At 41.6% G+C, this 24,123-nt stretch carries 25 protein-coding genes; 16 read left to right on the top strand and 9 right to left on the bottom strand.

What is annotated here, in order from left to right; genetic code table 11:
* The first annotated feature begins 8 nt into the window (after positions 1 to 8).
* From AN390_RS16415 to AN390_RS16405, 3 genes are read left to right on the top strand one after another with little or no spacing between them, the layout of a single operon-like run.
* Complete coding sequence (locus AN390_RS16415; RefSeq protein WP_055255395.1) at positions 9 to 1,109, top strand: retroviral-like aspartic protease family protein; 1,101 nt, start codon at positions 9 to 11, stop codon at positions 1,107 to 1,109.
* Between the two features lie 24 nt (positions 1,110 to 1,133).
* Positions 1,134 to 2,435: a hypothetical protein gene (locus tag AN390_RS16410; RefSeq protein ID WP_055255394.1), complete on the top strand. Its 1,302-nt coding sequence runs from the start codon at positions 1,134 to 1,136 to the stop codon at positions 2,433 to 2,435.
* A gap of 37 nt (positions 2,436 to 2,472) precedes the next feature.
* Complete coding sequence (locus tag AN390_RS16405; protein ID WP_029773753.1) at positions 2,473 to 2,829, top strand: HopJ type III effector protein; 357 nt, start codon at positions 2,473 to 2,475, stop codon at positions 2,827 to 2,829.
* A gap of 15 nt (positions 2,830 to 2,844) precedes the next feature.
* Here AN390_RS16405 and AN390_RS16400 read toward each other — a convergent pair whose 3' ends face one another.
* Complete coding sequence (locus AN390_RS16400) at positions 2,845 to 3,252, bottom strand: GNAT family N-acetyltransferase (RefSeq protein WP_055255393.1); 408 nt, start codon at positions 3,250 to 3,252, stop codon at positions 2,845 to 2,847.
* A 41-nt stretch (positions 3,253 to 3,293) separates the two neighbouring features.
* Positions 3,294 to 3,599, bottom strand: a complete 306-nt coding sequence (locus AN390_RS16395; protein ID WP_004588987.1) for a DUF6482 family protein — start codon at positions 3,597 to 3,599, stop codon at positions 3,294 to 3,296.
* A gap of 91 nt (positions 3,600 to 3,690) precedes the next feature.
* On the opposite strand from AN390_RS16395, the gene AN390_RS16390 reads away from it, so the two are divergent.
* The 3 genes from AN390_RS16390 (at position 3,691) to AN390_RS16380 (ending at position 6,081) form a co-directional block, all read left to right on the top strand.
* Positions 3,691 to 4,383 (top strand): pseudouridine synthase, encoded by a 693-nt coding sequence (locus AN390_RS16390; RefSeq protein ID WP_055255392.1) that lies wholly within the window; start codon positions 3,691 to 3,693, stop codon positions 4,381 to 4,383.
* A gap of 102 nt (positions 4,384 to 4,485) precedes the next feature.
* Positions 4,486 to 4,860, top strand: coding sequence for a BlaI/MecI/CopY family transcriptional regulator (locus AN390_RS16385; protein WP_004588989.1), 375 nt, complete (start codon positions 4,486 to 4,488; stop codon positions 4,858 to 4,860).
* Positions 4,861 to 4,869: 9 nt separating this feature from the next.
* Positions 4,870 to 6,081, top strand: a complete 1,212-nt coding sequence (locus tag AN390_RS16380) for a TonB family protein (protein WP_055255391.1) — start codon at positions 4,870 to 4,872, stop codon at positions 6,079 to 6,081.
* Positions 6,082 to 6,154: 73 nt separating this feature from the next.
* On the opposite strand, the gene AN390_RS16375 is transcribed toward AN390_RS16380, so the two are convergent.
* On the bottom strand, positions 6,155 to 6,538 hold the full coding sequence (locus AN390_RS16375) for an MAPEG family protein (protein WP_055255390.1): 384 nt from the start codon (positions 6,536 to 6,538) through the stop codon (positions 6,155 to 6,157).
* 254 nt (positions 6,539 to 6,792) lie between these two features.
* Here AN390_RS16375 and AN390_RS16370 point away from each other — a divergent pair, with 254 nt between their 5' ends.
* Positions 6,793 to 7,671, top strand: a complete 879-nt coding sequence (locus tag AN390_RS16370; protein ID WP_173644041.1) for a DMT family transporter — start codon at positions 6,793 to 6,795, stop codon at positions 7,669 to 7,671.
* An 82-nt stretch (positions 7,672 to 7,753) separates the two neighbouring features.
* On the opposite strand, the gene AN390_RS16365 is transcribed toward AN390_RS16370, so the two are convergent.
* The 4 genes from AN390_RS16365 to AN390_RS16350 all read right to left on the bottom strand — a co-directional run bounded on the left by AN390_RS16365 (position 7,754) and on the right by AN390_RS16350 (position 12,884).
* Positions 7,754 to 8,071 carry a multidrug efflux SMR transporter gene (locus AN390_RS16365; RefSeq protein WP_004588993.1) on the bottom strand — a complete coding sequence of 106 codons (318 nt, stop codon included), beginning with the start codon at positions 8,069 to 8,071 and terminating at the stop codon, positions 7,754 to 7,756.
* Positions 8,071 to 9,603, bottom strand: a complete 1,533-nt coding sequence (locus AN390_RS16360; RefSeq protein WP_029773759.1) for a bifunctional GNAT family N-acetyltransferase/carbon-nitrogen hydrolase family protein — start codon at positions 9,601 to 9,603, stop codon at positions 8,071 to 8,073. Before AN390_RS16360 ends, AN390_RS16365 begins: the two co-directional genes overlap by 1 nt.
* Positions 9,604 to 9,691: 88 nt before the next feature.
* Positions 9,692 to 10,540: an MBL fold metallo-hydrolase gene (locus AN390_RS16355; RefSeq protein ID WP_055255388.1), complete on the bottom strand. Its 849-nt coding sequence runs from the start codon at positions 10,538 to 10,540 to the stop codon at positions 9,692 to 9,694.
* 58 nt (positions 10,541 to 10,598) lie between these two features.
* The gene (locus AN390_RS16350) at positions 10,599 to 12,884 is read right to left on the bottom strand and encodes a penicillin acylase family protein (protein WP_055255387.1); all 2,286 of its coding nucleotides are present in this window, start codon (positions 12,882 to 12,884) and stop codon (positions 10,599 to 10,601) included.
* A gap of 146 nt (positions 12,885 to 13,030) precedes the next feature.
* On the opposite strand from AN390_RS16350, the gene ycaO reads away from it, so the two are divergent.
* The 7 genes from ycaO to folX all read left to right on the top strand — a co-directional run bounded on the left by ycaO (position 13,031) and on the right by folX (position 21,617).
* Complete coding sequence (ycaO, locus tag AN390_RS16345) at positions 13,031 to 14,791, top strand: 30S ribosomal protein S12 methylthiotransferase accessory factor YcaO (protein WP_024032086.1); 1,761 nt, start codon at positions 13,031 to 13,033, stop codon at positions 14,789 to 14,791.
* A gap of 114 nt (positions 14,792 to 14,905) precedes the next feature.
* Positions 14,906 to 18,268: an ATP-binding protein gene (locus tag AN390_RS16340; RefSeq protein WP_055255386.1), complete on the top strand. Its 3,363-nt coding sequence runs from the start codon at positions 14,906 to 14,908 to the stop codon at positions 18,266 to 18,268.
* A gap of 41 nt (positions 18,269 to 18,309) precedes the next feature.
* The gene (locus AN390_RS16335) at positions 18,310 to 18,936 is read left to right on the top strand and encodes a YceH family protein (RefSeq protein WP_055255385.1); all 627 of its coding nucleotides are present in this window, start codon (positions 18,310 to 18,312) and stop codon (positions 18,934 to 18,936) included.
* Positions 18,937 to 19,005: 69 nt separating this feature from the next.
* Positions 19,006 to 19,842 (top strand): ammonia-dependent NAD(+) synthetase, encoded by an 837-nt coding sequence (gene nadE / locus AN390_RS16330; protein WP_055255384.1) that lies wholly within the window; start codon positions 19,006 to 19,008, stop codon positions 19,840 to 19,842.
* Between the two features lie 117 nt (positions 19,843 to 19,959).
* Positions 19,960 to 20,679 carry a dihydromonapterin reductase gene (gene folM / locus AN390_RS16325; protein WP_055255383.1) on the top strand — a complete coding sequence of 240 codons (720 nt, stop codon included), beginning with the start codon at positions 19,960 to 19,962 and terminating at the stop codon, positions 20,677 to 20,679.
* A 24-nt stretch (positions 20,680 to 20,703) separates the two neighbouring features.
* Entirely contained in the window at positions 20,704 to 21,258 is a 555-nt protein-coding gene (gene folE, locus AN390_RS16320) for a GTP cyclohydrolase I FolE (protein WP_004589001.1), read from the top strand.
* A 2-nt stretch (positions 21,259 to 21,260) separates the two neighbouring features.
* A complete protein-coding gene (gene folX, locus AN390_RS16315; RefSeq protein ID WP_024032091.1) occupies positions 21,261 to 21,617 on the top strand; it encodes a dihydroneopterin triphosphate 2'-epimerase in 357 nt (118 codons plus the stop codon).
* 2 nt (positions 21,618 to 21,619) lie between these two features.
* Here the strand turns inward: folX and AN390_RS16310 are convergent, their stop codons facing one another.
* Both AN390_RS16310 and AN390_RS16305 read right to left on the bottom strand, forming a co-directional pair.
* Positions 21,620 to 22,054 (bottom strand): YqaA family protein, encoded by a 435-nt coding sequence (locus AN390_RS16310; protein ID WP_024032092.1) that lies wholly within the window; start codon positions 22,052 to 22,054, stop codon positions 21,620 to 21,622.
* A 55-nt stretch (positions 22,055 to 22,109) separates the two neighbouring features.
* Positions 22,110 to 22,475, bottom strand: a complete 366-nt coding sequence (locus AN390_RS16305; protein WP_024032093.1) for a DUF4870 domain-containing protein — start codon at positions 22,473 to 22,475, stop codon at positions 22,110 to 22,112.
* Between the two features lie 181 nt (positions 22,476 to 22,656).
* On the opposite strand from AN390_RS16305, the gene AN390_RS16300 reads away from it, so the two are divergent.
* Complete coding sequence (locus tag AN390_RS16300) at positions 22,657 to 23,358, top strand: spondin domain-containing protein (RefSeq protein WP_024032094.1); 702 nt, start codon at positions 22,657 to 22,659, stop codon at positions 23,356 to 23,358.
* An 11-nt stretch (positions 23,359 to 23,369) separates the two neighbouring features.
* Positions 23,370 to 24,104, top strand: coding sequence for a spondin domain-containing protein (locus tag AN390_RS16295; RefSeq protein ID WP_055255382.1), 735 nt, complete (start codon positions 23,370 to 23,372; stop codon positions 24,102 to 24,104).
* Positions 24,105 to 24,123: the final 19 nt, after the last annotated feature.

Here is a 24,123-nt window from a genome sequence, read left to right as displayed (position 1 = left end):
AGGTTGCAATGAGCCATTATACCAAGCTAATTACCTTGCTATTAATAGGCTCGCTTAGCCTAAACGCTTACTTATTGTGGCCACAAAAACAGCCTGTAGTTGGCACACAAAAAATCCACAGCGGCAAGAGCATCAAAGCGCCAAAAAGTAACCTGCTCAGCCAAGCTCAACAGCAATTTACACAACACAAATTTGATGATGCTCTAAATACGTATCAGCAACTAAATCTAAGCGCTCCAAAAAAAGCACATACTTTATACGCTTCGTGGGTAGCACAACTAAAGCAATGGCTAAACACAAACCTACCGCTTAGCCAGTCATTGTTAAATACACTTTTAAATAAAGACCCTTACAATACCGAGTTACTCACTTTACACGTAGATTACCTAGTAAAAAGCGGGCAACGGCAAAACGCAATTATTGCGCTATTTGAGCTCTACCCATTATTAAATAAGCACCAGCAAGGCCCTGTAGATAGGCGCCTTGTGCATTTAACGACTAACGAACTGCATAGTTTGAGTGAGCAGCAAAATTGGCAAACAATTATTGAACAAACTCAAATTTGGCTCGACTATCAAAACGACAATAGCCATTTTTTATACGCACTCGCTCATGCTTATTATCAACTAGAGGACTTTATTAGCGCCTTAACAACTATTGAGCGCATGCCATCAAATCACCCACTACAAGCAGAAGTAACTGCCTTACACGCAATGATAAAGAAAGCTCAATCGCAAGATGACTTTATTGCGCTTACCCCCTACGGCGCACATTACTTAATTAGCACCGAGCTAAATAGCTCAATTAAAACAGAGCTAATGATAGATACCGGCGCAAGTATTACTTCTCTTTCGAGTGACGTGCTTAACCAACTTTCACCCCGACCACTGTATTTAGGCGATGTAACCGTAAACACGGCGAATGGGCAAATTAGAGTAAAACGCTACCAAATTGAGTCGTTTAAAGTAGGGATGCAAACTATTTACGGTTTTGAAGTGCTCAGTATTGAAAACACCCGCGGCCAAGGTTTGTTAGGAATGAACTTTTTATCTAGATATAAATTTAATATAAATCAACAAACAGATGAGTTAGAGTTGAGTGCTAAATAAACAAAAAATAATAAAAGGAAGTTTATGCGTACTCTACTATTTACACTACTTTGTTTTTGGCAATGTACTGCTCAGGCAACACATTATTTTGTAAAAGACAAAAGTTGTGAGGCTATTTCACCCGAAATAGAAATAAGCCTTAGCGCTACACTGAGAGATTTAGATAACCATCAAAGAAAAAGACAAAACCTTAGACAAAAAGCGCTGAATAAGTATAGCGAACAGTACAATCAACAGCATGAGCAACTATATGTAGAGGAACGCTTTACTACAAATAGCAGCCACGCTGCTGAAACTCCTACAATAAGCAGAGCCCAAAAAAAATTACACTACCTTATTAAGCTCACCCCCTCAAAAAACTGCAATCAACAAGTCGCTATGACTAGCGAGCTATTTATTTCTGGAATGCACAAGCACAGCCTCTCAAATACCATTGAGGGGAATGCAATTGATGTCACTTTAGACATAAACAGTTCCCCTAAGTTTACTCAATTTAACAACCCCCTCATCACCCCCACTAACTTTTTTGGACTCCAATTTGGCAGTAGCTATGAGCAGGTATTAGCGTCTCTCGGACTTGCTAGTTTATCGCTAAGCGATAACAATAACGCAATACTTGTATATGGAAGAAATCATGCTTTTCACTTTAAAAACAATGTATTTATAGGTTATCAGTTCCATGAAACGCTACTACCTATGGTGATAAATAATGAGCTTTCTTTGGCAAATGAAAAATTACAAATAAGCACCGGTACAGATCAGGCTATTTTCTTAGATACAGATTTAACCCAACCAGCAATTAATAAATTAAAAAACAGTTTTGATGAAGTGGAAACCGCATCTTATAAAGTATCCATTAACAAATCAGAGCAAAGAGTTGTTGGTATATCGCACGGTGAATTAGTTGAACATATAAAGAGCAACACTCAATGCTATAACGGCACAATATTGGCCGATGAATACTTAAAAAAACACAAAAATAGTAAAACGCTTAAAGTGGTTAATGAAAATCATGAAAATATAATCATTACTCCTTGTTATGAGTTTATATATGAAGGCAACGGCTACATTTCTAAATTAAAGCTTGTGAAGCCCTTTTCAACCGCTAAAATTAAGCTCGCTGCATTAGCTGGCTATATTAACCAAAGTACACAGTGGAACTTATCAGGCGTAAAATACAACGACCCTGTTGCAAGCCTTGCTAAGTTAGGCGATTACGACGAGTTCTTTGACTCAGCAGAATTTACTTCTCAACACTGGGATGGCTATTTTTATATTTATGACGGAAAGCTTTTAAGCGCAGAGCTTACAAGCAACGACTATTAATTTTTCTCTTTGAATCTTCTGTTAGAAAAGGACAAACATGTTATTAAACGATTTTTTACAGCAACTTGCAGACAACCCTAAAAGCATACAATTTAGCGATACCATGGCGGTAATAGAAGCTAATTACGATTTTACCGCGTGTGGATTTAATAACCACGGCTTACTTAGCTCTGCAAGCGAGAACAATGGCTCATGTAAAATTTTTGCGTTTGCTAAATTAAACGATTTAAGCAAGCAAAATACATTGGATTGCTTTGGTAAGTTTTACCGCGAAGACGTACTACAAAACCCTAAAGGCGATGATCACATGAACATTCGCACATTTATGTTAGCGCCAGAAGCGACTCCATTTTTAGGCCTGAGCTTTGATGGTGAGCCACTAAAAGAGAAATAACACTAAGCTGCTAAATTAGAGCGTTTTTTCCATAAAGTAACGCGTACCAGAGCGCGGATAGTTGTTAAGCTGATACTTAACCACGTATCCGCGCTTTTCATAAAAAGGCTTGGCCTGAAAATCGAGTGTATCGAGCTGTGCGGTCGTTGCACCTAGTTCAGCAGCTGATTGTTCAAGTGCCGTTAGTAACTTATCTGCAAGCCCTTGACCTCGCGCTACACCGCTACACCAAAGCCAACTAATCATCAGCCAATTTCCAAACACACACCCACTAATACCTGCAACAAGCTCACCTTGCTCATCAACAAATTTATAGCCTAATAGCACTCTTTGCGCATCAAAGTGCTGTGCGTTAAATTCAACTATTTTAGTGCGAAGCGCTGAGTTTAACGCGTCGGTATTATCTGCTTTTAATTGATACATGTACCGCCCTTAAAGAAGCAGATACTAGCAAACAAACTTAATTAAAAAAGGTTATTTTTTCCATAAGGTACTTCTAGCAAATTGCTGCTTGTTTTTTCGGGTTGGCCGCACATTTCATCGTAAGCGCTAGTATGGCGCAGTACCATTTCGGCGTAGGCTATTTTTTCAAAACGTTTTTGAATATGCAGCGGGCTGAGCGCTTTAACAAACTCGCCATTTTCTTCAGTAACGTAATACTCTACGTTATTTATAATGACAGACACCTGATAGAGCGCCATTTCAAGGGAGTGCGCGACCACTTTTTGTAATGGTTCGTGCTTTTTCAACTCAGAAAATTTCATACCCATAACAATCGCCTTTTAATAAAAAGTAACTTTATAGATACGCACCTTTGCTATAATCGCGATCAAATTATTACATCACTGCCTTTTTAAGCTTATGAGCAATAAAATTCGACTCGCTAAATACATTGCTCACGCTGGTGTGTGCTCACGAAAACAAGCATCGCGTTTAATTGATGAAGGGGTAGTAACGGTAAATAATCGCCCTGCTAATCATATTGATCACGTTAATGAGCAAGACGACGTAATAGTTAATGGCCAAGCAGTTAAAGGGGCTGCCGATTTAGTTTATTTTGCGTACCACAAGCCTATAGGCATTGACTGCAAATTAAATGAAAATGACCCTGCCAGCCTTATTCACCATTTACCTACCCTCACTCGGGTTTACCCCATTGGCCGATTAGATAAAGACTCTCGTGGCTTGCTTATTTTGACCAACGACGGAGATTTTTGTAATCAACTTATTCACCCTGACTTCCACCAGCCTAAACGTTATTTAGTCACGGTAGATAAACCTATTAATAATGCGTTTTGCGAAAAAATGGCCGCAGGAATCCCCGTCGATAAACAAGTAACCTTACCGTGTGAAGTAACAAAAATAGCTGACAACCAGTTTAGTATTATTTTAAAGCAAGGGCTTAACAGACAAATACGTAAAATGGCGCATTACTGCGGCTTTAAAGTAATTGATTTATTTAGAGTGCAATTTAGCGAACTCGCCCTCTCAAACCTAAACCTACCTGAAAACCACTATATACAAATTAATAAAACAGATATTTCAAAAACCTAATACCAAGTCGCTTAATTACATCATAAAAAGTTAAAAAATAACCTTGCAAAAATAGATTACAGGTGTAGTCTTAAATTAAAGATTACATTTGTAGGCAATAAAATGATTGAGTTATCAAAAGCAGAATTTGACGTGCTTGATGCACTTTGGATTAATTACCCAGCAACCGCCAGCCAAATAATTGAGCGCTTAAGCGATGACAAACAATGGCACGAAAAAACCATTAAAACCCTACTGGGTCGATTAGTTAAAAAAGGCGCACTGACCTTTGAAAAAGACGGCCGCCAATATATTTATACTCCTTGTATGGAGCGCGCCGACTACACATTAAAAGAAAGCAAAAACTTTATTGAGCGTTTTTTTAGTGGCCGTATAGCGCCGCTGGTAAGCGGGTTTGCTAAATCAGAGCAGCTTTCGCAGCAAGATATAAACGAGCTAAAAAAGGTCATTGATGACTGGGAAAAAAACCAAAAGTAAGGAGTGGCTATGGATATTCAAACCCTGTTTAACTGGTTACTAGAGCAGCAATTATTACTCAGCATAATGCTTGGCGGGTTTATTATATGTGAGCGTTTTAGTTTAAGGCTGCTTGGCCCAGGCTTTGTGTATAAATTAGTATGGCTAATCCCCGTATCGTTACTGGTTGCAAACTTACCAAGTAACATTAAGCCACTGCAAAATAGCGCCATTAGCCATTATTTAATAACGCCTAACCAACCCCTTATTAATAACTTAGGCCTAAATTGGGCCGTGCTTTATGTAGTGGTTAGCCTAGTGCTGTTTAGCATAGCGTTTGTTGTGCATATTCGCTTTATAAAAAACCTGCAGCTCAATTATTTAATTAATAGCGAACACACTCTAACCTCACACATTAAAACCTATACCAGTAATCATATTGCATCGCCAATGGTGGTGGGTATTTTACAAAGTAAGCTCATACTGCCTAGTAATTACAAAACCCAGTTTGATAAAGCCACTTTGGCACTTATTTTAGAGCATGAGGCTGTGCACATAAAACGCAAAGATAACCTAATAAATGCCCTGCTGTTACTGACTACTATTTTAATGTGGTTTAACCCGCTCGCTTGGATGGCTTACGCAAGCTTTAGACGCTTGCAGGAGCTAACTTGTGATCAGCGGGTACTTGCCAATAAAACCACACACCAACACATTTTATACAGTAAAGCCTTAGTTAACTGCGCGGCAGCAACGCCCGCAGGCCTAATGGCTTATTCACACTACGGAGATAAAAAAACCATGTTACAACGACTTACCAATATAAAGCACAGTGGCAATCACTCTCGCCTTGCCAAAGGTGGCTTACTACTAATAGCAACAAGCATGCTTAGCGGTTTAGCCATTGCAAAACAGCCCCAAACTGAAATAACGAAAGAGGATCATATTTCACCAACAATACGCATTGAACCTGTCTACCCAGCCCAAGCAGCTAAGCAAGGCATTAGCGGCTCGGTTGTATTAAAGTATGATATAGCCGCCAATGGCAGAACAAAAAACATTAGTGTCATTCAATCTAAGCCGTCAGACGTTTTTGATAAATCAGCTAAAGAAGCGCTGGCAAAGTGGGAGTATAAAATCTCTGAGTCAGGCTTTAATGATGTACTTGTACAGCTCGATTTTGCCATAAACAGTGAGGTTGCTAATACCGATTTAATAGAGCGAATTAAAGTATCGCATTAAGGCTAATGAGTGATGCAAGAGCACAAAGCAAGCGCCCTTTTAGGCCGCTTGCTTTGTGGTTTTAACAATAAAATTAAATACTCACTACAATCATGGCAATGGCAGTGCCTAAGCCAATAAACCATACAAGCGAACGTATAATATCTAAGTTCAACCAATAAAAAATGCAATACAAAGTGCGCGAAACTATATGAGTAACCGCCAAGGTTTCGGTTACTGCATTTACCGAGTTAGTTCCCAATACCACCACAATAGCAACGACAAACACTGCTAGTGATTCAAAACAATTTTGATGAGCAGCGAGCGCACGCGCACCAAAGCCTGTTAATTTTGCTTGTTGAGAGCGCGGGTGTTTATTGTCGTATTGGCCAAGCTTTGCCATCGCAATGGCCACTGGTATTTTTGCAAAATAAGGCATTAATACAGCAAGTAATGCGCATACTACTAATGTTGTCATAATTTATTCTCTTATTTTAAAACCTAGTTATTTAATCAATACATATAACACACATACACAAAAAAGCCGCCAACACGTTTTATGACATACGCAGGCGGCTAAACAATAACATCATACTTACTATAGCTAAGTTTACCTATAAAGCAGTGCGGCATAATGTCGCAGGTGATGAATATTCACTATCACCCTTAATGCATCGCATTAATAACTAAAGATTGTTAACTTATAGACCTTATTTTTTACCGACGACCCCTATGACCTGGATCTTTTTCACTTTTTTAGCCGCCTTTATGCAAGCATGGCGAAATGCCCTACAAAGTAAATTAAGCGCACATGCAAGTGTGGCTGGCGTAACCCTTTCGCGCTTTATTTTAGCCGGCCCTATTGCTGCAGTGTATTTGTATGGCTTGTATCAATATAAAGACACAGCCATGCCTACCTTTAATAATGCCTTTTGGGGGTTTGTTATTGGCGCAAGTGTTATGCAAATACTCGCCACCGGCTTAATGGTAAAGCTGTTTAAAATGAATAATTACGCCATAGGTGCAGGGCTTGCTAAAAGTGAGGCATTAGTAGCGGCTATTTTAGGGGTATTGTTTTTTGGTTCTGCGCTTAGCCTTTTTGGTTGGCTGGGTGTATTTTTAGGCGCTATTGCGGTGCTTTTACTTAGCGGCATAACCAGCGTAAAACACTTTGATGCTAAAACAGCATTACTTGGCCTTGCCTGTGGTACCAGCTTTGCCCTTACATCGCTGTGGGTGCGTGAAGCGAGCTTAAACTCAGGGTTATTGTTTCCACACTCAGCTGCATGGGTTTTACTGTTTGTAATAAGCCTACAAACGCTTATATTACTTGGCTATTTATTACTAAAAGAGCCACACACTGTTGGCAAACTTTGGCAATATAAAGGCACCACTGCCGCAATTAGTACTTTTAGCTGTGTAGGCTCTATTGGCTGGTTTAGCGCGATGAGTTTACAGCACGTAGCGTATGTGAAAACGCTTGGTCAGGTAGAGGTATTTTTTACCATGCTAATTGCTGTACTTTGGCTCAAACAGCCACTTAAAAAGCAAGATACCGCGGGCTTAATACTTATAGCCATTGCCGCTGTTTTAGTAATGCTGCCAAATTGAGAACATAAAAAAAGCGCAGGCTTTTAAACCTGCGCTACTATAGGCTGCTTATAACGTTTAAAGCGAGTATTAAGCGCTCTTCTTAAGAGCTAATTTTTAGCGTTATCACACCGCAAATGATCATGAGTACACCAGCAATACGGCCAAACGTGGCTGCATCACCGTAAAGTAATATACCCACTAAAAACGTACCCGCAGCACCTATTCCGGTCCATACGGCGTAAGAAGTCCCCATTGATATTTGCTTTTGTGCAAGCCACAACATAAAACCACTGGCTGTTAAAAATGCAATGGCCATTACTATACCCTGCCAGCGTGTGTCGGGATTTTGTGAAATTTTTAAACCAATTGGCCAGCCTATTTCAAGCAAGCCGGCAATGACTAAATAAACCCATGCCATTAAACATCTCTCTTTTTCAAAATTACGTCGTATAAATCTTCGCGGCGATCTTTTAAATTGCGCACCGTACCTTCGCTATGAAGAATTTTTAGCTTATCCATATCAAGGTCGCTAAATAGTAACATTTCAGTATTAGGTGTGGCTTCATTTAATGTTGCATCGTGCGGAAAAGAAAAGTCAGACGGGGTCAATACTGCCGATTGTGAGTACTGTACGTCTAGGCTTTCTACCTCAGGTAAGTTACCCACTGAGCCTGCAATAACCACATAACATTCGTTTTCGATTGCGCGCGCTTGCGCACAGTGACGAACCCGTAAATAACTATTTTTAGTATCGGTCCAAAACGGCACAAAGAGTATATCAAGCCCCTGCTTGGCTAATATGCGCGAAAGCTCTGGGAACTCTACATCGTAACAAATTTGAATACCTACACGCCCAGCATCGGTATCAAACACGGCAATTTTGTCGCCGCCTTGAATCACCCAATCATTTTGCTCATGCGGGGTTATGTGTATTTTGCGCTGCTCGTCTATTTTACCGCTACGGTGGCATAAGTAACTTACGTTATAAATTTTATCGTCTTCGGCAAGCGGCATAGAGCCGGTAATAATATTGGCGTTATATTCTATTGCCATACGCGACATCGCGTTTTTAAATGTTTCGGTATATTCGGCTAAATAGCGGATTGCTTCGGTTTGATTATTCTGATCGCCTAAACCCATAAGTGGCGCGTTAAAAAATTCCGGAAATAATATAAAGTCGCTTTTGTAGTCAGATACCGTATCTACAAAGTATTCTACCTGCTTGAGCATTTCGTCAACCGACTCTACACAGCGCATTTGCCATTGCACCGCACCTATACGCACTATCGATTTAGTTGATTCGAGTACGGTGTCGGTTGGCTCGTACATTATGTTATTCCACTCAAGCAAGGTGGCGTAACCTACAGACTCTTGATCCTCCGGCAGGTACTTTTTAAGTAACCGTTTTACCTGAAAGTCGTTAGAGAGCTGAAAACTTAAAATTGGGTCGTAAAGCTCTTTTTGGTCAACCTTTTCAATGTATTCCATTGGCGTCATTTCACTGCTGTGATTGTAATAACGCGGAATACGGCCACCGGCTAAAATAGCGCGCAAGTTATATTGGCGGCACAACTCTTTACGGGCATCGTATAATCTGCGCCCTAAGCGCATGCCTCGGTGGGTTTCGCTAATTGCTACATCTAAACCGTATAGCGCATCGCCGTCGGAGTCACTAAATACACGGTCGTGCCCATCGGCTATGTCTTCGTAAGTGTGAGGATTTGAAAAACGCGCGTAGTCTACTTGCACGCTTAGTGCTAAACCCACCAACACGCCATCATCTACAATGCCTATTTGCCCTTCAGGGAACTGATCTATCAATCTAAAAATAGTATGGCTTGGCCACGCGCCACCTAAATCAGGATAAGCCTGATCCATCAAGGTTTTAATTTGCGGATACTGCTCTTTTGTTAGGTTACAAATTTCTAGGTGGGTTTTTTCTGCCGACATACACAACTCCTTTGGGCATAATAAAATAAAAGCCGAATGTACGCTAAAGTACACTCAGCTTTGTATCATGTTTTTTACGTTACGCGTACTACTTTAAGCTGCGATAAAAAAGTGTAGTCACTTTCTCTTTTGGCAACCAGCCTGCGTATTCAAGGCCAAGCTCTGCCAATGGATCGGCTTTTAGTACTTGCTCTAAGCTTGCGTCATTTTGCATTGCTTTTAGCATTAAATCTTTGGCTTTTTTAACAAGTTTAGCATACGTTTCCAGTCCTGAACGGTTACTTACCGGCCCATGCCCGGGTATCACTATGGTGCGCTCATCTATTTGCTTAATAACGTCATTTACGGCCTCTAGTATTCCATCAACACTGCCGCCGCTATCTACATCAACAAACGGTAAACTGCCAAAGTTAAAGTAAATATCGCCCATGTGCACTATGTTATCGTTATTAAAAAATATCACCGAATCACCGTCGGTATGTGCATGGGCGTAGTGCACTACATGGGCGTGTTCGTTATTAAAATGCAGCTTTAAATCGTGCCCAAAGCTAATGCGTGGCAGGTAATCTGAGTTTGCACCGTGTTTTTCTTCTAATCGCTTATGTACGTTGTCGTGCGCAATGACATGCGCACCGGCTTTGGCAAAGTTTTCGTTGCCGCCAGTGTGGTCGCCATGATGATGCGTATTAATTACAAACTCTGCACTACCGGGTTTTAAATCGCTAATGGTTTTTTTAATGTCGTTTGAAAGCTTAGCAAATTGGTCATCAATAATGTAAATGCCATCTTCCCCTACACTTGCGGCAATGTTACCGCCTTGGCCAAACAGTACATATACACTGTCGCTTAGTTTTTCTGCCGTTACCGGATTTTCATCTGCATGTGTTGCACTGCTAAGTAATAAGCCTGTTATTAATGCGGGTAGTATTTTTTTCATTTTAGTTCTCTGTTGATTTATTAATGATTATATAGAACGTGATTAACTGTAATTTAGTTCATCGTGCTGGCTCTATCACTATTTGATGTATTAGCGTTTGTGGTAGTAAAGGCGTGTGCTTACCTTCAATGTAGTCACTAAAGCCTGCACGGTAGAACGCGGATAGCGGATGCCCCGACTGCCCACCGGGCACTGCCATAATGGCGTTTTCTAAATGCCCTGGTTGGGCAATAAAGCGCTGCGATGCACCAAAGCTTTTGCCTTGTACGGCGGGCATGTAGCTATCGCCAAAAGCTGGCGCTACAGGCATATTTAAAAGCTTAGCCAGTATGGGCATTTGTTTAGCAAACGGGTGCTCAATATTAAGCGCATTTACTTTACCCCACTGCCAATTTTGCAAGTTATCCCCATACTCAGCCCCAAGTGCTGTCACTGTTTGGCTAAATGCACCTAATAACTGCTCGTCCCAATTTTTATACTCAGGGTTTACCCATGAGCCCGGTCTATCCTTAATAAGCTGCCATATAGCTGGTTCTAGATCGCGTTTTACATATTTGAGCGTGGCGTCTTGCTCATTAAGTTTGTTCTCCATGCTTGCAAATACAGTATTAATTAATGTGCTGCGGTAATGTTTAACTAAGGTATAACCTACCGAGCTTGCACATGCGCATTGCTGCCAGTTTTCAAGTGCACTTATGTACTGTGCGTTTTTGGCTTTGTCTTTTTTAAGCTGATTAAGTAGCAATGTGTGCCATGGCGTTAAAAAGCGGGCTTGGTTATCAAGCTGTAGCGCGTAAAAGTCGCTCTCAGCAAAGCTTTGTTTTTCAAATAATCTATCACGAATTTGGCTTGAACGTGCGCCTAGCGCGTACCCGCCATTGCCAAAGCGCGCATTATCAGTGGCCGACACAACGCGGGAATTACCTGTCCATAATCGCCCATTTTGAGGGTTCTTAACATAAGGGCGCTGATGCTCATTTTGCTGCCAGTCGGGTGAGTATTCGTTTGCATTAACACTTAGCTCACTCGGTGTTTTACGCGCCGGTATAGCGCCAATATGTTGCCATGCGGCACTGCCTTGGCTATCTACCACCATTAAATTTTGTACCGGAATACCCACATCGCTTGCTATTGCTAATGCATCATCAACCGTATTTGCTTGTTCAAGTTTTACTAATTCCATATCAACGGCATAAGGCTTATGTGCAGCCCAGCTAAGTGCGTAGGGTTTTTTATTAATGTATTTTACTGGGCCATATTCGCTTAACGTTAATGGGTAGCTTTCTACCTCATCATTTGGCAGCGCTATTGGCTCATTTACTTGCCATGTTTTACTGTCATCATTTAGCGCTATCCAATCAGCCGTGTCTATGTAGCCATTAGTAAAGCCCCAGGCAATTTTATTATTTGTACCCACCACAATAGCGGGGGCGCCGGGTAGCGATACGCCAGTTACCTGAGCTTGCTCGCCATTTTGTGTGTAATTAAGCTGCGCCCTGTACCAAATAACCGGCACCGCCATAGATAAATGCATATCGTCAGAGAGCATGGCTGCTCCCGTTTGGGTATGCGCACCGGTTACTGCCCAGTTATTGCTACCGCGCTCTTGGTTTGCCTGAATATTTTTAACCGTGTGCTGTGCTTGCTCTGGAAGTTGAGGAATGGTGCCTGTAAACGGGGCAAGTTTACTGCCATCAAGCGCCGCTTGGTATTGGCTAGGTTGTGTTAAAAAATCAACCATGTGCTGCCCGTATGCTTGCTCAATATGTATGAGAGCTTCATCTCGCTCAAAGGTGGCACTTTGCAAATCAAGGTACATGCTAAATATAACTAATAGGCTATCTTCACTTTGCCATGGTTTTTGCGCTCCGCCTGTAAGTAAATACTCAAAGCTTGCAAAGCCAACTTGTGCCAGCCCTTCGTTTACACCTTGGGCGTAGCTGTTTAATAGTTGTTTATCACTTTCGGGTAAGGTGTTTAATATAGCGCGGCTGCGTTTTCGCAATTGATGAAAGCGCATTTTTTTATCAAGCCCAAGGGCCGCTTTACCAAATAACTCACTAAGCTCACCTGCGGCGTTACGTCTTAATAAATCCATTTGAAAAAAACGGTCTTGCCCATGCGCATAGCCTAGCCCGTATGCCGCGCTATTGCGGTTTTCGGCCTTTATAACCGCCTGCCCTAGTGCATCACGCGAAATAGTAACCGGCTTATTAATTGCTGTACTTTGGCCTTTACCATCAAGTGTGGGCATACTTAAACTTAATACGCCATACACAAGCGCTGTACCAGCTAACCCTAAAACCACAACGAGTAATACTAGCCATTTGATTACTTTAAACATTAATTTGTCCTTTGCACCATTTGTTGCACATATAATAACCATAGTTTTATTAAATAATAATGTTCTTACTCGCAAAGGGTGAAATAAACATCAAAATCCACGATAATAGCCATTCCACATTTTGTGCAGATCTAGTTGAGACTCATATGACTGAAAAAACATTTATCAAAGGTAAAGACCGCGACCTAGAATCGTCTATCTCTACCATGCAAAACAAGCTAAAAGCGCTAAACATCAATGTTGAAGAAGCACTTTGGCTTAACCCTGTAGCTAACTGTTATTCAGTTCATATAAAAGACAGCGACTGCGGTGTTATGTTTACCAATGGTAAAGGCGCAACCGATAAAGCATCTATCGCCTCTGCGTTAGGTGAATACTTTGAACGATTAAGCTGTAATTACTTTTTTGCCGACTTTTACCTAGGTGAAGAATTTGCAAACAGCGACTTTACTCATTATCCAAATGAGAAATGGTTTAAAGTTGAAGGCAATGAAGTGCCAGAGGGCATAATGGACGAAAGCCTTTGGGATTACTTTGACCCAGAGCGTGAGCTTAATGCCTCACACCTTTTTGACTTTAACTCAGGTAATAACGAGCGCGGCATTTGTACATTGCCATACACGCGCCAACGCGATAACCAAGACGTATACATTCCGGTAAACGTAATTGGTAATATTTTTGTTTCTAACGGCATGAGCGCAGGTAACACTAAATTTGAAGCACGCGTACAAGGGCTTTCAGAAGTATTTGAGCGCGCCATTAAAAACCGTATTATCGCAGAAGGTATTTGTTTACCTATCGTCCCTGAAGAGGTTGTAAAGCAATACCCTAAAATTCACGAGGCGTGTGAAGAGCTACGCAGCCATGGTTTTCATTTACGTATTGCCGATGCATCACTAGGCGGTAAATACCCTGTAATGAGCGTAACGCTTATTAACCCTGTTGATGGCTCTGTGTTTGCCTCATTTGGTGCTCACCCATCATTTGAAGTTGCCCTTGAGCGTACGGTTACCGAGCTACTACAAGGTCGTCGCCTTGATCAACTTGATGTGTTCCAACCAGCTACTTTTGATAACGATGAAGTTGCAACGCCTGAAAACATTGAGCTGCACTTTATCGACTCAAGCGGTTTAATCTCGCATGACTTTTTCCGTGCCGACGCTGACTTTGACTTTGTTCATTGGGACTTTAGCGGTACAACAGAGCAAGAATACAACTTCTGTACTGACTTAATTCACAGCATGGGCCACGACATTTACATTATGGATTACACACACTTAAACGTGTATGCATGTCGTATTTTAGTACCAGGTATGTCAGACATTTACCCAGTAGATGAACTAATTTGGCGTAACAACAACGAAGGCGCTAAATTCCGTGAAGCATTCCTATCGCTTGATCAGTACGATGCGCAGCAGTGGATGGACATTTACGACAGCCTAGAAGAAGCAGGCCACAGCGATATTATTCGTGCTGCTGAATTTATTGGCCTTGCCACCGATGCCGATACACCATGGCATACACTGCGTATTGGTGAGCTTAAAGCGCACTTATGTTTAGCCGCAGGCAACGAAGAAGCCATTGATTGGGTAGACTGGATACTACACACAGGCCAAGTAAACGAAGATGCAATGCGTCACTTCCGCTGTTTAAAAGCCATTCTTGAAATTAAATACGATGACGAGCGCGACTACGCCGACTACCAAGATGCACTGGGTTTAATGTTTGGCAGCGATAACGTAACGCTGGCTATTGAAATAGCAGAAGGCCGTAAATTATTTAATGGTTTAACCTTCCCAGGTTTATCGCTTGAAGGCTTTAAAAAGCATGCAGCACTGCTTGATGGTTACCGTAAGTTACATGTCGCTAAGCAAAACCATTGGGCACGTGAAGTAACCGATGCTTAATAGTTAAACTACTAATTATAAAAATAAAACGGCGCTAATTTATCAGCGCCGTTTTTATTTATACAATAAATTAGCTATAGTTAAATTGCCTAAAATAACAGCATGACTTAGCCAATGCCGCCAAAAAATAACAACAAAAAAAACACTACCAGCAACTATAAGCTGACCTTTTGGTTATCGCTTACGCTAATAATACTAGTGAGCATTGTATTAGATAGAATTAACTACAATCGCGCAAAAGACGCCCACCGCCTACAAATTTTATCTCAAGTAAGTACATACCGTGCACAACTAGAGGCCACCTTGGTATCAAACATTCAGCTTGTTCGTGGATTAGCGGTTGCTGTATCAGCTGAACCTGAGTTACAACAAGCACGGTTTGAACAAATTGCCGCGCCTTTATTTAAAACCTCCAGTGAGCTGCGCCATATTGGTGGTGCACCCGACATGATAATTCGTATGTCTTACCCACTAAAAGGTAACGAAAAAGCCATTGGCTTAAACTTTTTAGAAAACAAAAACCAACGCCTAGATGCCATTAGAGCCCGTGATACCAAAACTATTGTTATGGCAGGGCCACTTAAACTAGTGCAAGGCGACATTGCCCTTATTGCCAGAGTGCCTGTTTATATTCCGCCCGAAAACCGCTTTTGGGGGTTATTATCGGTAGTGCTCGACATTGAAAAAGTATACAAAAACTCAGGCATAAAAGAGCTTGAAAAAAACTACAACATTGCTATTCAAGGGCGTCATGGTTTAGGAAAAAAAGGCGAGTTTTTTTATGGCAATAACAATATAACCTCACAAGAGCCGCTTGATTTTACGCTCAATTTTCAAGGGGGAAGCTGGCAATTATACGTAGCCCCTAAAGAAGGTTGGAGCCCCGCACCTTCAACTATATGGCCGCTTAGAATCGCCATTATAATTATTTGCGGATTACTAATATGGGCGTTCTTATTCTTTTTAAAAATGCTAAACCGCCAGCAACAAAACGAAAAAATGCTGGAGGCAATGAGCGACCTTGCCCAAATTGGGGCGTGGTCATTTAATCTAGAAACCAAACAAGTGTATTGGTCAGATATGACCAAAAAAATCTTTAAATACCCGCTAAATAAAGAGCCTACCTGGCCTACAAACTTAAATTACTTTAAAGCAGGCGAAAGCAGAGAACGTATCACTCAGCTGGTTGAATCTGCAATTAAAGAAGGCAAAAGTTATGAAGCCGAACTTGAAGTAATTGACTCTGAAGGGCGCGAAATGTGGGTGCTTATTCATGGTGAAGCTGAGCGCAAAAACGAGCGCTGTGTAAGAATATTTGGCTCATTGCAGAATATTGATACCCGTAAGCGTATTGAGCTTGAAAACAGCAAAATTGCTCTACATAACGAAATTTTAGCGTCGCTTACTGCCAACGACCTTATTTTAAGTGGCCAATTAAGCCAATCTAAACAAGTTATTACTGAATCTATTTGCCATGCTCTAAACATTGAGCAAGCCAGTATTTGGTTTTTTAATAGCTCAAAAACCTCATTGAGTCCTATAGCATCTCATAATATTGAAAACAGAATGGGTAATAATAATGCGGTATGGCTTAAAAAAGAGGCGCCTGATTTTTTTGAAGCCATAGAAAAACACGCTGTATTTAGCACCAGTGATGCCCAAAATCACCCTCTACTAAAACCCCTTAAAGCGCATTACTTTGCGCCGCTCAATATTAATGCCATGCTGTGCGCAATCATACCGGCGGGAAGTGGCTCCATTGGCATAGTATGCGCTGAGCAATGTGCTTCAATGCGCCCGTGGTCACGTAACGAAGAAAGCTTTTTAATTGCTGTAGCCGCCCTCGTGGGCAGCTTGCATTCAAGTCAGCAACGTATTGAAACAGAGCAACAGCTAGTCACCGCCAAAGAGGCTGCAGAGCAAGCTGTAATGGCTAAAAGTGAATTTTTAGCCAGTATGAGCCACGAAATAAGAACCCCCATGAACGGCGTACTGGGCATGCTAAATATTATCAAGCGCACTCAGCTCAACCAACAGCAGGAGCACCATATTGAGCTTGCACAATCTTCAGCTCAGTCGCTGTTAAATATAATTAACGACATTTTAGACTTTTCTAAAATTGAAGCAGGTAAACTTGATATAGAAAATGTGCAATTTAACTTACCTAAATTACTTGGTGAAGTTGTTGAGTCGTTTGCGCTTAAAGTGGAGCAAAATAATACCAATCTCATTTTAGATGCCACCCAAATTACTATCAGCGAAATAATTAGCGATCCGAATAGGTTGCGTCAAATTTTAAATAACCTGATAGGCAATGCCGTTAAGTTTACTATTGATGGGCAAATTCTGGTGACCGCGCAGATAGATGAAACCACCGATGGCAGTTTTTTACATTGCTCTATTATTGATACCGGCATAGGAATAGACGCAGAAAAACAAAAAACTTTATTCGACTCATTCACTCAGGCCGATGCCTCAACCACCCGCCAGTTTGGCGGCACAGGCCTTGGCCTAGCTATTGTTAAGCAGCTTTGTGAGCTCATGGAAGGCGAAGTAAGCGTAACCAGCATGCTAAATGAAGGCAGCACTTTTTCGTTTTCTATAAAAATACAGCCCCGTTTAACTAAAGCGCAAGATTTACCCAGCCACTTAATTAATAACAAACATATTTTAATTATTGATGCCTGCACACTTAACGCCAATATTGCCGCCAAACAATTACGCGTATGGGGCGCACACGTTAATATTTTAAATGACTATAGCGGCATCATTAATTATTTTGATAACTGCGATACCCAGCCAGATGCATTGCTAGTCGATTATCATTTTTTTGAGCAAGCTGCGCACCCACAAATAAATACATTAAAAAACAGAGTAACCACCAAGCAAAGCAAACTGGTTGTTATGGCACCGATGAGTTATTCGCAAGAGCATAACAACATTGGCATAAATATAGACTGCCTGATATTTAAACCGCTTACTCCGTCAGATTTATTTGATTCACTCACTAACGATAAATACATTGAGCAACAACAGCGCCAAGCACAACTGCAAAATGAGTTAACCGAAAAGCCCAAAGAAATATCAGCGCACGCGCAAGTGCTTTTAGTAGAAGATAACAAAGTAAATCAGGTGGTGGCCTCAGCGTTGTTAAAACAAGTTGGGCTTACCTTTGATATTGCACAAAACGGCCAAGATGCACTAGATAAGCTAAACAGCAGCCAAGACAAAAAATACCAGTTAGTTTTAATGGACTGCCAAATGCCCGTGATGGATGGCTACCAAGCCACGCAAGCTATACGCGAAGGCAAAGCGGGCAAGCATAATAAACATATTACAATCATTGCGTTAACGGCAAACGCAATGCAGGGCGACAAAGAGAAGTGCCTCGATGCAGGAATGAACGATTATTTAACCAAACCTTTAGATTCAGCAGCACTAGAGCCTAAATTACAACAATGGCTTGGTACACAATAAAGGTGTAAGCTAAAAATACTGTTTACTAATAAAGAAAAGCCATGCATTTATCAGCAAATCAGCAGCGCGTTATTGGCTGCCTTTTAGAAAAACAAAGCACTACACCCGAGCATTATCCACTGTCGTTGAACGCACTGACGAATGCGTGTAACCAAAAATCAAATCGAGACCCGGTTGTAAACTTGAGCGAAAGTGAGGTGCAACAAACACTTGATGAGCTTATAAGTCAGCGCCTTGTAACGCTAGACGAAGGGCTTTCGGGACGAGTTAATAAATACGATCACCGTTTTTGTAATACAGAATTTAGTAGCTTACAGTGGAGCACGCAGCAACGGGCTATTATATGTTTACTGCTGTTACGCGGCGCACAAACACCCGGTGAGCTAAGAACGCGCAGCGCTCGCCTAGCTGACTTTACAAACGTTAGCGAAGTAGAAACTGCCCTGAGCGCGTTAGCAAAAGATGACTACGTAACGAAGCTTGAGCGCGAGCCCGGCAAACGAGAAAGTCGCTACATGCACCTTTTTGCTGACCCAGCAGTAGCGCCAAGCCCAGTGCCAGCTACAGAAGTCGCAGAAGTTAAAAACGATGAAATTAACGAGTTACTTGCAGAAATTGAGGAACTAAAAGCCGAGCTTAGCCGTATAAAAGCACATTTAGGACTTTAATTAATAACCACTAAACCAGATAATGTAAGCCTATTTAAAAACAACTTATTAAATAACGAGGAGCTGGCCATGCGCGCCGAAATTATGGCTGAAATGAAAGTTCAGCCAACTATTGATGTAAACGCCGAAATTACCCGTCGAGTTAACTTTATAAAAGCACGTTTAGTGGCAGCCCATAGTGTATCGCTAGTGCTTGGAATTAGCGGCGGTGTTGACTCATCGACCTGCGGGCGCTTGTGCCAATTAGCCGTAGATGAACTAAACGCAGAGCAAAACACTAATAAGTACCAATTTATTGCGGTTCGTTTGCCATACGGTGTACAAGCAGATGAAGACGAAGCGCAAATGGCCGTTGATTTTATCAAGCCAAGTAAACGCATGACCGTCAACGTAAAACCTGCTGCCGATGCATTACACGAGCAAGCTATGGCGGCGGTAGTAGGCAGTGGTGAAGAGCTACCAGAGCAAGCTAAAATTGACTTTGTAAAAGGTAATGTTAAAGCACGCCAACGCATGGTAGCGCAATACGAAATAGCTGGTTTTTGCCAAGGCCTCGTTGTGGGTACCGATCACAGCGCTGAAAACATTACTGGTTTTTACACCAAATTTGGTGATGGCGCATGCGATTTAGCCCCGTTATTTGGCTTATCAAAACGTCAAGTTCGAGCACTTGCAACTGCCTTAGGTGCGCCTGAGCTATTAGTAACAAAAGCCCCAACAGCTGATTTAGAAAGTGACCGCCCAGGCCTCACCGATGAAGAAGCATTAGGACTGAGCTATGATCAAATTGACGACTTTTTAGAAGGCAAGCCGGTGGCTGCAGAGGTTGAGCAAAAGCTAACTGATATTTATGTTCGCACTCAGCATAAGCGCCAACCCATTCCGACTATTTACGATGATTTATAACGGCTAAACAGCTAGTGCTGCATATGCACTAGCTGATCTATTCGCCGTATTGTTACGTAAAACAAAAAATTGATTTATAGTTAATTTTAACGCCTGCCAAAGAGAAAACTGCATTACATGACATCTCCTATTTTAATAACAGGCGCTGGTCAACGTATTGGCCTTGCGCTTGCTAAGCACTTTTTATCGCAAGGCCAAGCTATTATTATTACCTATCGTACGCGCCACGATGCAGTCGACGACTTAGAACAACAAGGCGCCATATGCATACACGCCGACTTTAGCAGCGATGCCGGTATAGCTAGCTTTATTGAAACACTCAAACAGCAAACTCACTCTTTACGTGCCATTGTGCACAATGCCTCTAGCTGGGACTGCGAAGCCAGTAACCCTGATTTTTCGAGTTTGTTTGATAACATGATGCGCATTCATGCCAAAACACCGTATTTAATTAATAACGCCTGTGCACAGCTATTAATGGCATACCAAGCTGATGCTTGCACACCGGCTGACATTATTCATCTTACCGATTACGTTGTTGAAACAGGTAGCCCAAAGCACATTGCCTATGCCGCAAGTAAGGCTGCACTTGATAACTTAACCAAGTCGTTTAGCGCTAAGTACGCACCAAACATAAAGGTGAATTCGGTTGCGCCATCGTTGATTATTTTTAATCAGCACGATGACGAGGCTTACCGTGCTAAAACCCTTAAAAAATCTCTTATGGGTATAGAGCCAGGTTGCCAAGAAATTATTAATAGTATTGATTTATTACTGCGCAGCCACTACATCACAGGCCGCGCTTTGCCTGTGGATGGCGGCCGCCATTTAAAGTAGAACACACATTAAACTGAGAAATTTATGCATGACGATTTAAAGCAAAGCTACCAAAACATTATTACCGCTGTGGGTGAAGATGCAGGCCGAGAAGGTCTTCTCGATACACCAAAACGTGCAGCAAAAGCCATGGAGTATTTAACCAAAGGGTATCGTCAAACGCTTGATGAAATTACCAATAATGCGGTATTTAGCTCAGACGCTGACGATATGGTACTTGTACAAGATATAGAGCTTTACTCTATGTGTGAGCACCACCTATTACCTTTTATTGGTCGTTGCCATATTGCTTATATTCCCGATGGCAAAGTACTAGGCTTATCTAAATTTGCACGTATTGTTGATATGTTTGCTCGCCGCTTTCAAATTCAAGAGCAGCTTACTCATCAAATTGCTAAAGCCGTTGAAGAAGTAACCGGTGCTAAAGGCGTAGGTGTTATTGTTGAAGCTAAACACATGTGTATGATGATGCGCGGTGTAGAAAAGCAAAACTCAAGCATGCGTACCTCTGTAATGCTAGGTAACTTTAGAAGTGACTCTAAAACGCGTAACGAGTTTTTACAGCTTATTAAGGGTTAATTATGGCCAACGCAATTATTAACGTAACCAACTTACGCTTACGTACATTTATTGGTTTTAACCCAGAGGAACGGGAAAAAAAGCAAGATGTAGTGATTAATTTAGAAATTCACTACCCTGCTGATGACGCCTGTAAAACAGATGAAGTGGACCAAGCGCTTAACTATAAAGTGATCACCAAAGAGGTGATAAACCTAGTAGAGCAAGGGCACTTTTTGTTGCTTGAAAAGCTGGTTGCCGAAATACTTGCAGTATGCCATACACATCCAAGCGTGCATTACGCAAAAGCCAGAGTAGATAAACCGCATGCACTGCGCTTTGCCGACTCAGTTTCGCTCACGCTTGATTGGTCAAAGTAACTTTACAAAACTGCTTGTGCACCACTGGCAAGGGCAATAACGGCTAAATACCGCGCGCCTTTGCCAATGCTCACTAATAATAAAAACAGGCTAAAACGCACTTTAAATATGCCGCCAATTACCGTTAGTGGGTCGCCAACAATCGGCAGCCAAGCAAACAGTAAGCTATATACCCCATATTTTTTAAATTGAGATTGCGCTTTTTCAAGCCCCTTGGCCGATACCGGAAACCACTTTTTGTGCTTAAAACGCAGTACATGAGTTCCCAACCAATAATTAACACAACTTCCTAATACATTACCTGAAGTAGCGGCTAACCACAGCAGCCACAGATTAGCTTTTGCTTGGCTTATCATGGTAACAAGTACCACTTCTGAAGAACTTGGTAATAAAGTAGCGGACACAAACGCACTAAAAAATAAGGTGATATAAAGCATTAAGTACTTAAAGTAAAAACCCAGCATACAGCTGGGTTTATTAAAGGGTCGTCATTTATTTTATCAAATTTAGACTCAGTGGGTAATTAAACTCTTTCCCTTCGTTGGCTTTAATACTGGCTAAAACCACCATGATAAAAGAAAAAATAGCCACTAAAGGCAGCAAAACGAGGCCGATTACGGCAAATACTAGTAAAAAACATACAAAGTAAGCTATAGCCATAGTAATTTGAAAATTAAGCGATTTTTTACCGTGTAAATCGACAATTGGCATTTCATCTTTTTTAATAAGCCATACCACTAATGGCCCAAGTATAGAGCCAAACGGAATAACAAAACCGGCTACAGCGCTTAAATGGCAAAGCATAGCCCATGTTTTTTCGTCTTTTGATAACGGCTCAAGCTGTTGATTTTCTTCCATTACGCTCTCCTTATTAGTTAATACATACTGCCTTTTTATTGAGCAGGTGTCTATATAGAGGCGGCTATATTGTTAAATAACACGCCCTAACCCGCAGTGATAAAAAAGTGATAACTTTGTGAGAGTTTCTTGAGGTGGTTATTCAATACTTAGCCTGAATCATCACTTACAGGAAATAATAATGAAAGCTTCAGCATTTACAGTTGCAACCCTTTTAGCAGTAGCTAGCCAATCAACATTGGCAGCAGAGCTAGAAGTAGAAATTACTAACCTTACTAAAGGCCTTTACTTTACACCGGTACTAATAACAGCACACGATAGCGAAGATAAATTATTTGAAGTCGCAACCGAAGCCTCTGCTGCACTACAGGCAATGGCTGAAGGCGGCGATATATCAGCACTTGTTACTCAAGCGTCAGCATCGAGTAGCGATATTGCAGAAAACCCAGCGGCAGGCCTTTTAGCACCCGCGGCATCTGCAACAGCAGAGCTCACAACTACCGATGGCAACGAATACCTATCTGTAGCGGCTATGTTACTGCCAACCAATGATGGCTTTGTAGGCCTTGATAGCTGGAAAGTTCCAACAGAAGCAGGCACCTACACTGTTTACCTCAATGGTTATGATGCAGGTACAGAAGCAAATAACGAACTTGTAGTAGAAGGCTCGGGTGCACCTGGTGTATTAGGTATCCCTGCTGCGCCGGGCGGCCAAGCTGGTACTAACGGCACAGGTATTACAACTGGCGATACAAATACGATGGTGCACATTCACCCGGGGGCCCTTGGCGATGATGACCTAGAAGGTGGAAACAGTGATTTGAATAACACTGTACACAGATGGTTAAACCCCGTTGCAAAATTAACTGTGACGGTTAAATAGGAGAGTTAATTATGTCATCTCTTTCTAATTTTAAAAAAAGTGCGCTTATTTTACTGTTAGCCAGCTCACTAGCCGCATGTGGCGATAACGATAATAACGACTCTATTGAAGAGCAAGAACCTGTGGTTGTTGTAGAGCCCGAACCTGTTGTTTATGAGTTTACTATCACTTTTAGTAACTTAACGGCTGGACAACCACTATCACCACTCTCGGTCATTGCATTTGATGAAACCCCACCATGGAAATTTGGTGAGACGGCTTCTGTCGGTTTAGAAATGATTGCTGAAAGCGGCGCTAATGAAGAGTACCTTAGCGATGAAAATGCACTTGCTTCAGCCTCGGCTGAAGGCGGCATTGGCCCTGGCGAAACAACCTCTGTAACCCTTTTAGTTGATGCACAAGATGTTCTTAATTTATCTTTTGCTGCCATGCTTGGGAATACAAATGACGCTTTTACCGGTCTTAGTTCTGTAGATGTATCAACATTGGAAGTAGGCAGTTCAATATCACGAACGACGTCCGTTTACGATGCAGGTACGGAAGCGAATACAGAAACAGCTGACACTGTGCCTGGTCCCGCTGCTGGCGGCGAAGGGTTTAACGAAATACGCGACGATATTGCCGATATAATCACAATGCACCCAGGTGTTGTGTCTAATCAAGATGGCTTATCAAACTCTGCACTAGGTGCTGAACATAAGTTTGATAACCCAGTATCAAAAATCGTGATCACTCGTACACAGTAAAACAGCTTGTAATGGGGAT

The sequence above is a fragment of the Pseudoalteromonas sp. P1-11 genome (assembly GCF_001399995.1).
In the GTDB taxonomy this organism is placed as follows: Bacteria; Pseudomonadota; Gammaproteobacteria; order Enterobacterales; family Alteromonadaceae; genus Pseudoalteromonas; species Pseudoalteromonas atlantica.
The sequence above is the reverse complement of the archived record's forward strand: the minus strand, read 5'-3'. Positions and strand labels throughout refer to the sequence as shown.

Excerpts from the sequence above, each read along its gene's own strand:
- AN390_RS16375 (WP_055255390.1), bottom strand. The coding sequence starts at position 6,538 with ATGACAACATTAGTAGTATGCGCATTACTTGCTGTATTAATGCCTTAT.
- AN390_RS16385 (WP_004588989.1), top strand. The coding sequence starts at position 4,486 with ATGATTGAGTTATCAAAAGCAGAATTTGACGTGCTTGATGCACTTTGG.
- AN390_RS16410 (WP_055255394.1), top strand. The coding sequence starts at position 1,134 with ATGCGTACTCTACTATTTACACTACTTTGTTTTTGGCAATGTACTGCT.
- AN390_RS16295 (WP_055255382.1), top strand. The coding sequence starts at position 23,370 with ATGTCATCTCTTTCTAATTTTAAAAAAAGTGCGCTTATTTTACTGTTA.
- AN390_RS16300 (WP_024032094.1), top strand. The coding sequence starts at position 22,657 with ATGAAAGCTTCAGCATTTACAGTTGCAACCCTTTTAGCAGTAGCTAGC.
- folX (WP_024032091.1), top strand. The coding sequence starts at position 21,261 with ATGGCCAACGCAATTATTAACGTAACCAACTTACGCTTACGTACATTT.
- AN390_RS16365 (WP_004588993.1), bottom strand. The coding sequence starts at position 8,071 with ATGGCATGGGTTTATTTAGTCATTGCCGGCTTGCTTGAAATAGGCTGG.
- AN390_RS16310 (WP_024032092.1), bottom strand. The coding sequence starts at position 22,054 with ATGCTTTATATCACCTTATTTTTTAGTGCGTTTGTGTCCGCTACTTTA.
- AN390_RS16350 (WP_055255387.1), bottom strand. The coding sequence starts at position 12,884 with ATGTTTAAAGTAATCAAATGGCTAGTATTACTCGTTGTGGTTTTAGGG.
- AN390_RS16340 (WP_055255386.1), top strand. The coding sequence starts at position 14,906 with ATGCCGCCAAAAAATAACAACAAAAAAAACACTACCAGCAACTATAAG.
- AN390_RS16380 (WP_055255391.1), top strand. The coding sequence starts at position 4,870 with ATGGATATTCAAACCCTGTTTAACTGGTTACTAGAGCAGCAATTATTA.
- AN390_RS16395 (WP_004588987.1), bottom strand. The coding sequence starts at position 3,599 with ATGGGTATGAAATTTTCTGAGTTGAAAAAGCACGAACCATTACAAAAA.
- nadE (WP_055255384.1), top strand. The coding sequence starts at position 19,006 with ATGCGCGCCGAAATTATGGCTGAAATGAAAGTTCAGCCAACTATTGAT.
- AN390_RS16370 (WP_173644041.1), top strand. The coding sequence starts at position 6,793 with ATGACCTGGATCTTTTTCACTTTTTTAGCCGCCTTTATGCAAGCATGG.
- folE (WP_004589001.1), top strand. The coding sequence starts at position 20,704 with ATGCATGACGATTTAAAGCAAAGCTACCAAAACATTATTACCGCTGTG.
- AN390_RS16335 (WP_055255385.1), top strand. The coding sequence starts at position 18,310 with ATGCATTTATCAGCAAATCAGCAGCGCGTTATTGGCTGCCTTTTAGAA.
- AN390_RS16390 (WP_055255392.1), top strand. The coding sequence starts at position 3,691 with ATGAGCAATAAAATTCGACTCGCTAAATACATTGCTCACGCTGGTGTG.
- AN390_RS16355 (WP_055255388.1), bottom strand. The coding sequence starts at position 10,540 with ATGAAAAAAATACTACCCGCATTAATAACAGGCTTATTACTTAGCAGT.
- AN390_RS16360 (WP_029773759.1), bottom strand. The coding sequence starts at position 9,603 with ATGTCGGCAGAAAAAACCCACCTAGAAATTTGTAACCTAACAAAAGAG.
- folM (WP_055255383.1), top strand. The coding sequence starts at position 19,960 with ATGACATCTCCTATTTTAATAACAGGCGCTGGTCAACGTATTGGCCTT.
- AN390_RS16405 (WP_029773753.1), top strand. The coding sequence starts at position 2,473 with ATGTTATTAAACGATTTTTTACAGCAACTTGCAGACAACCCTAAAAGC.
- AN390_RS16400 (WP_055255393.1), bottom strand. The coding sequence starts at position 3,252 with ATGTATCAATTAAAAGCAGATAATACCGACGCGTTAAACTCAGCGCTT.
- AN390_RS16305 (WP_024032093.1), bottom strand. The coding sequence starts at position 22,475 with ATGGAAGAAAATCAACAGCTTGAGCCGTTATCAAAAGACGAAAAAACA.
- ycaO (WP_024032086.1), top strand. The coding sequence starts at position 13,031 with ATGACTGAAAAAACATTTATCAAAGGTAAAGACCGCGACCTAGAATCG.
- AN390_RS16415 (WP_055255395.1), top strand. The coding sequence starts at position 9 with ATGAGCCATTATACCAAGCTAATTACCTTGCTATTAATAGGCTCGCTT.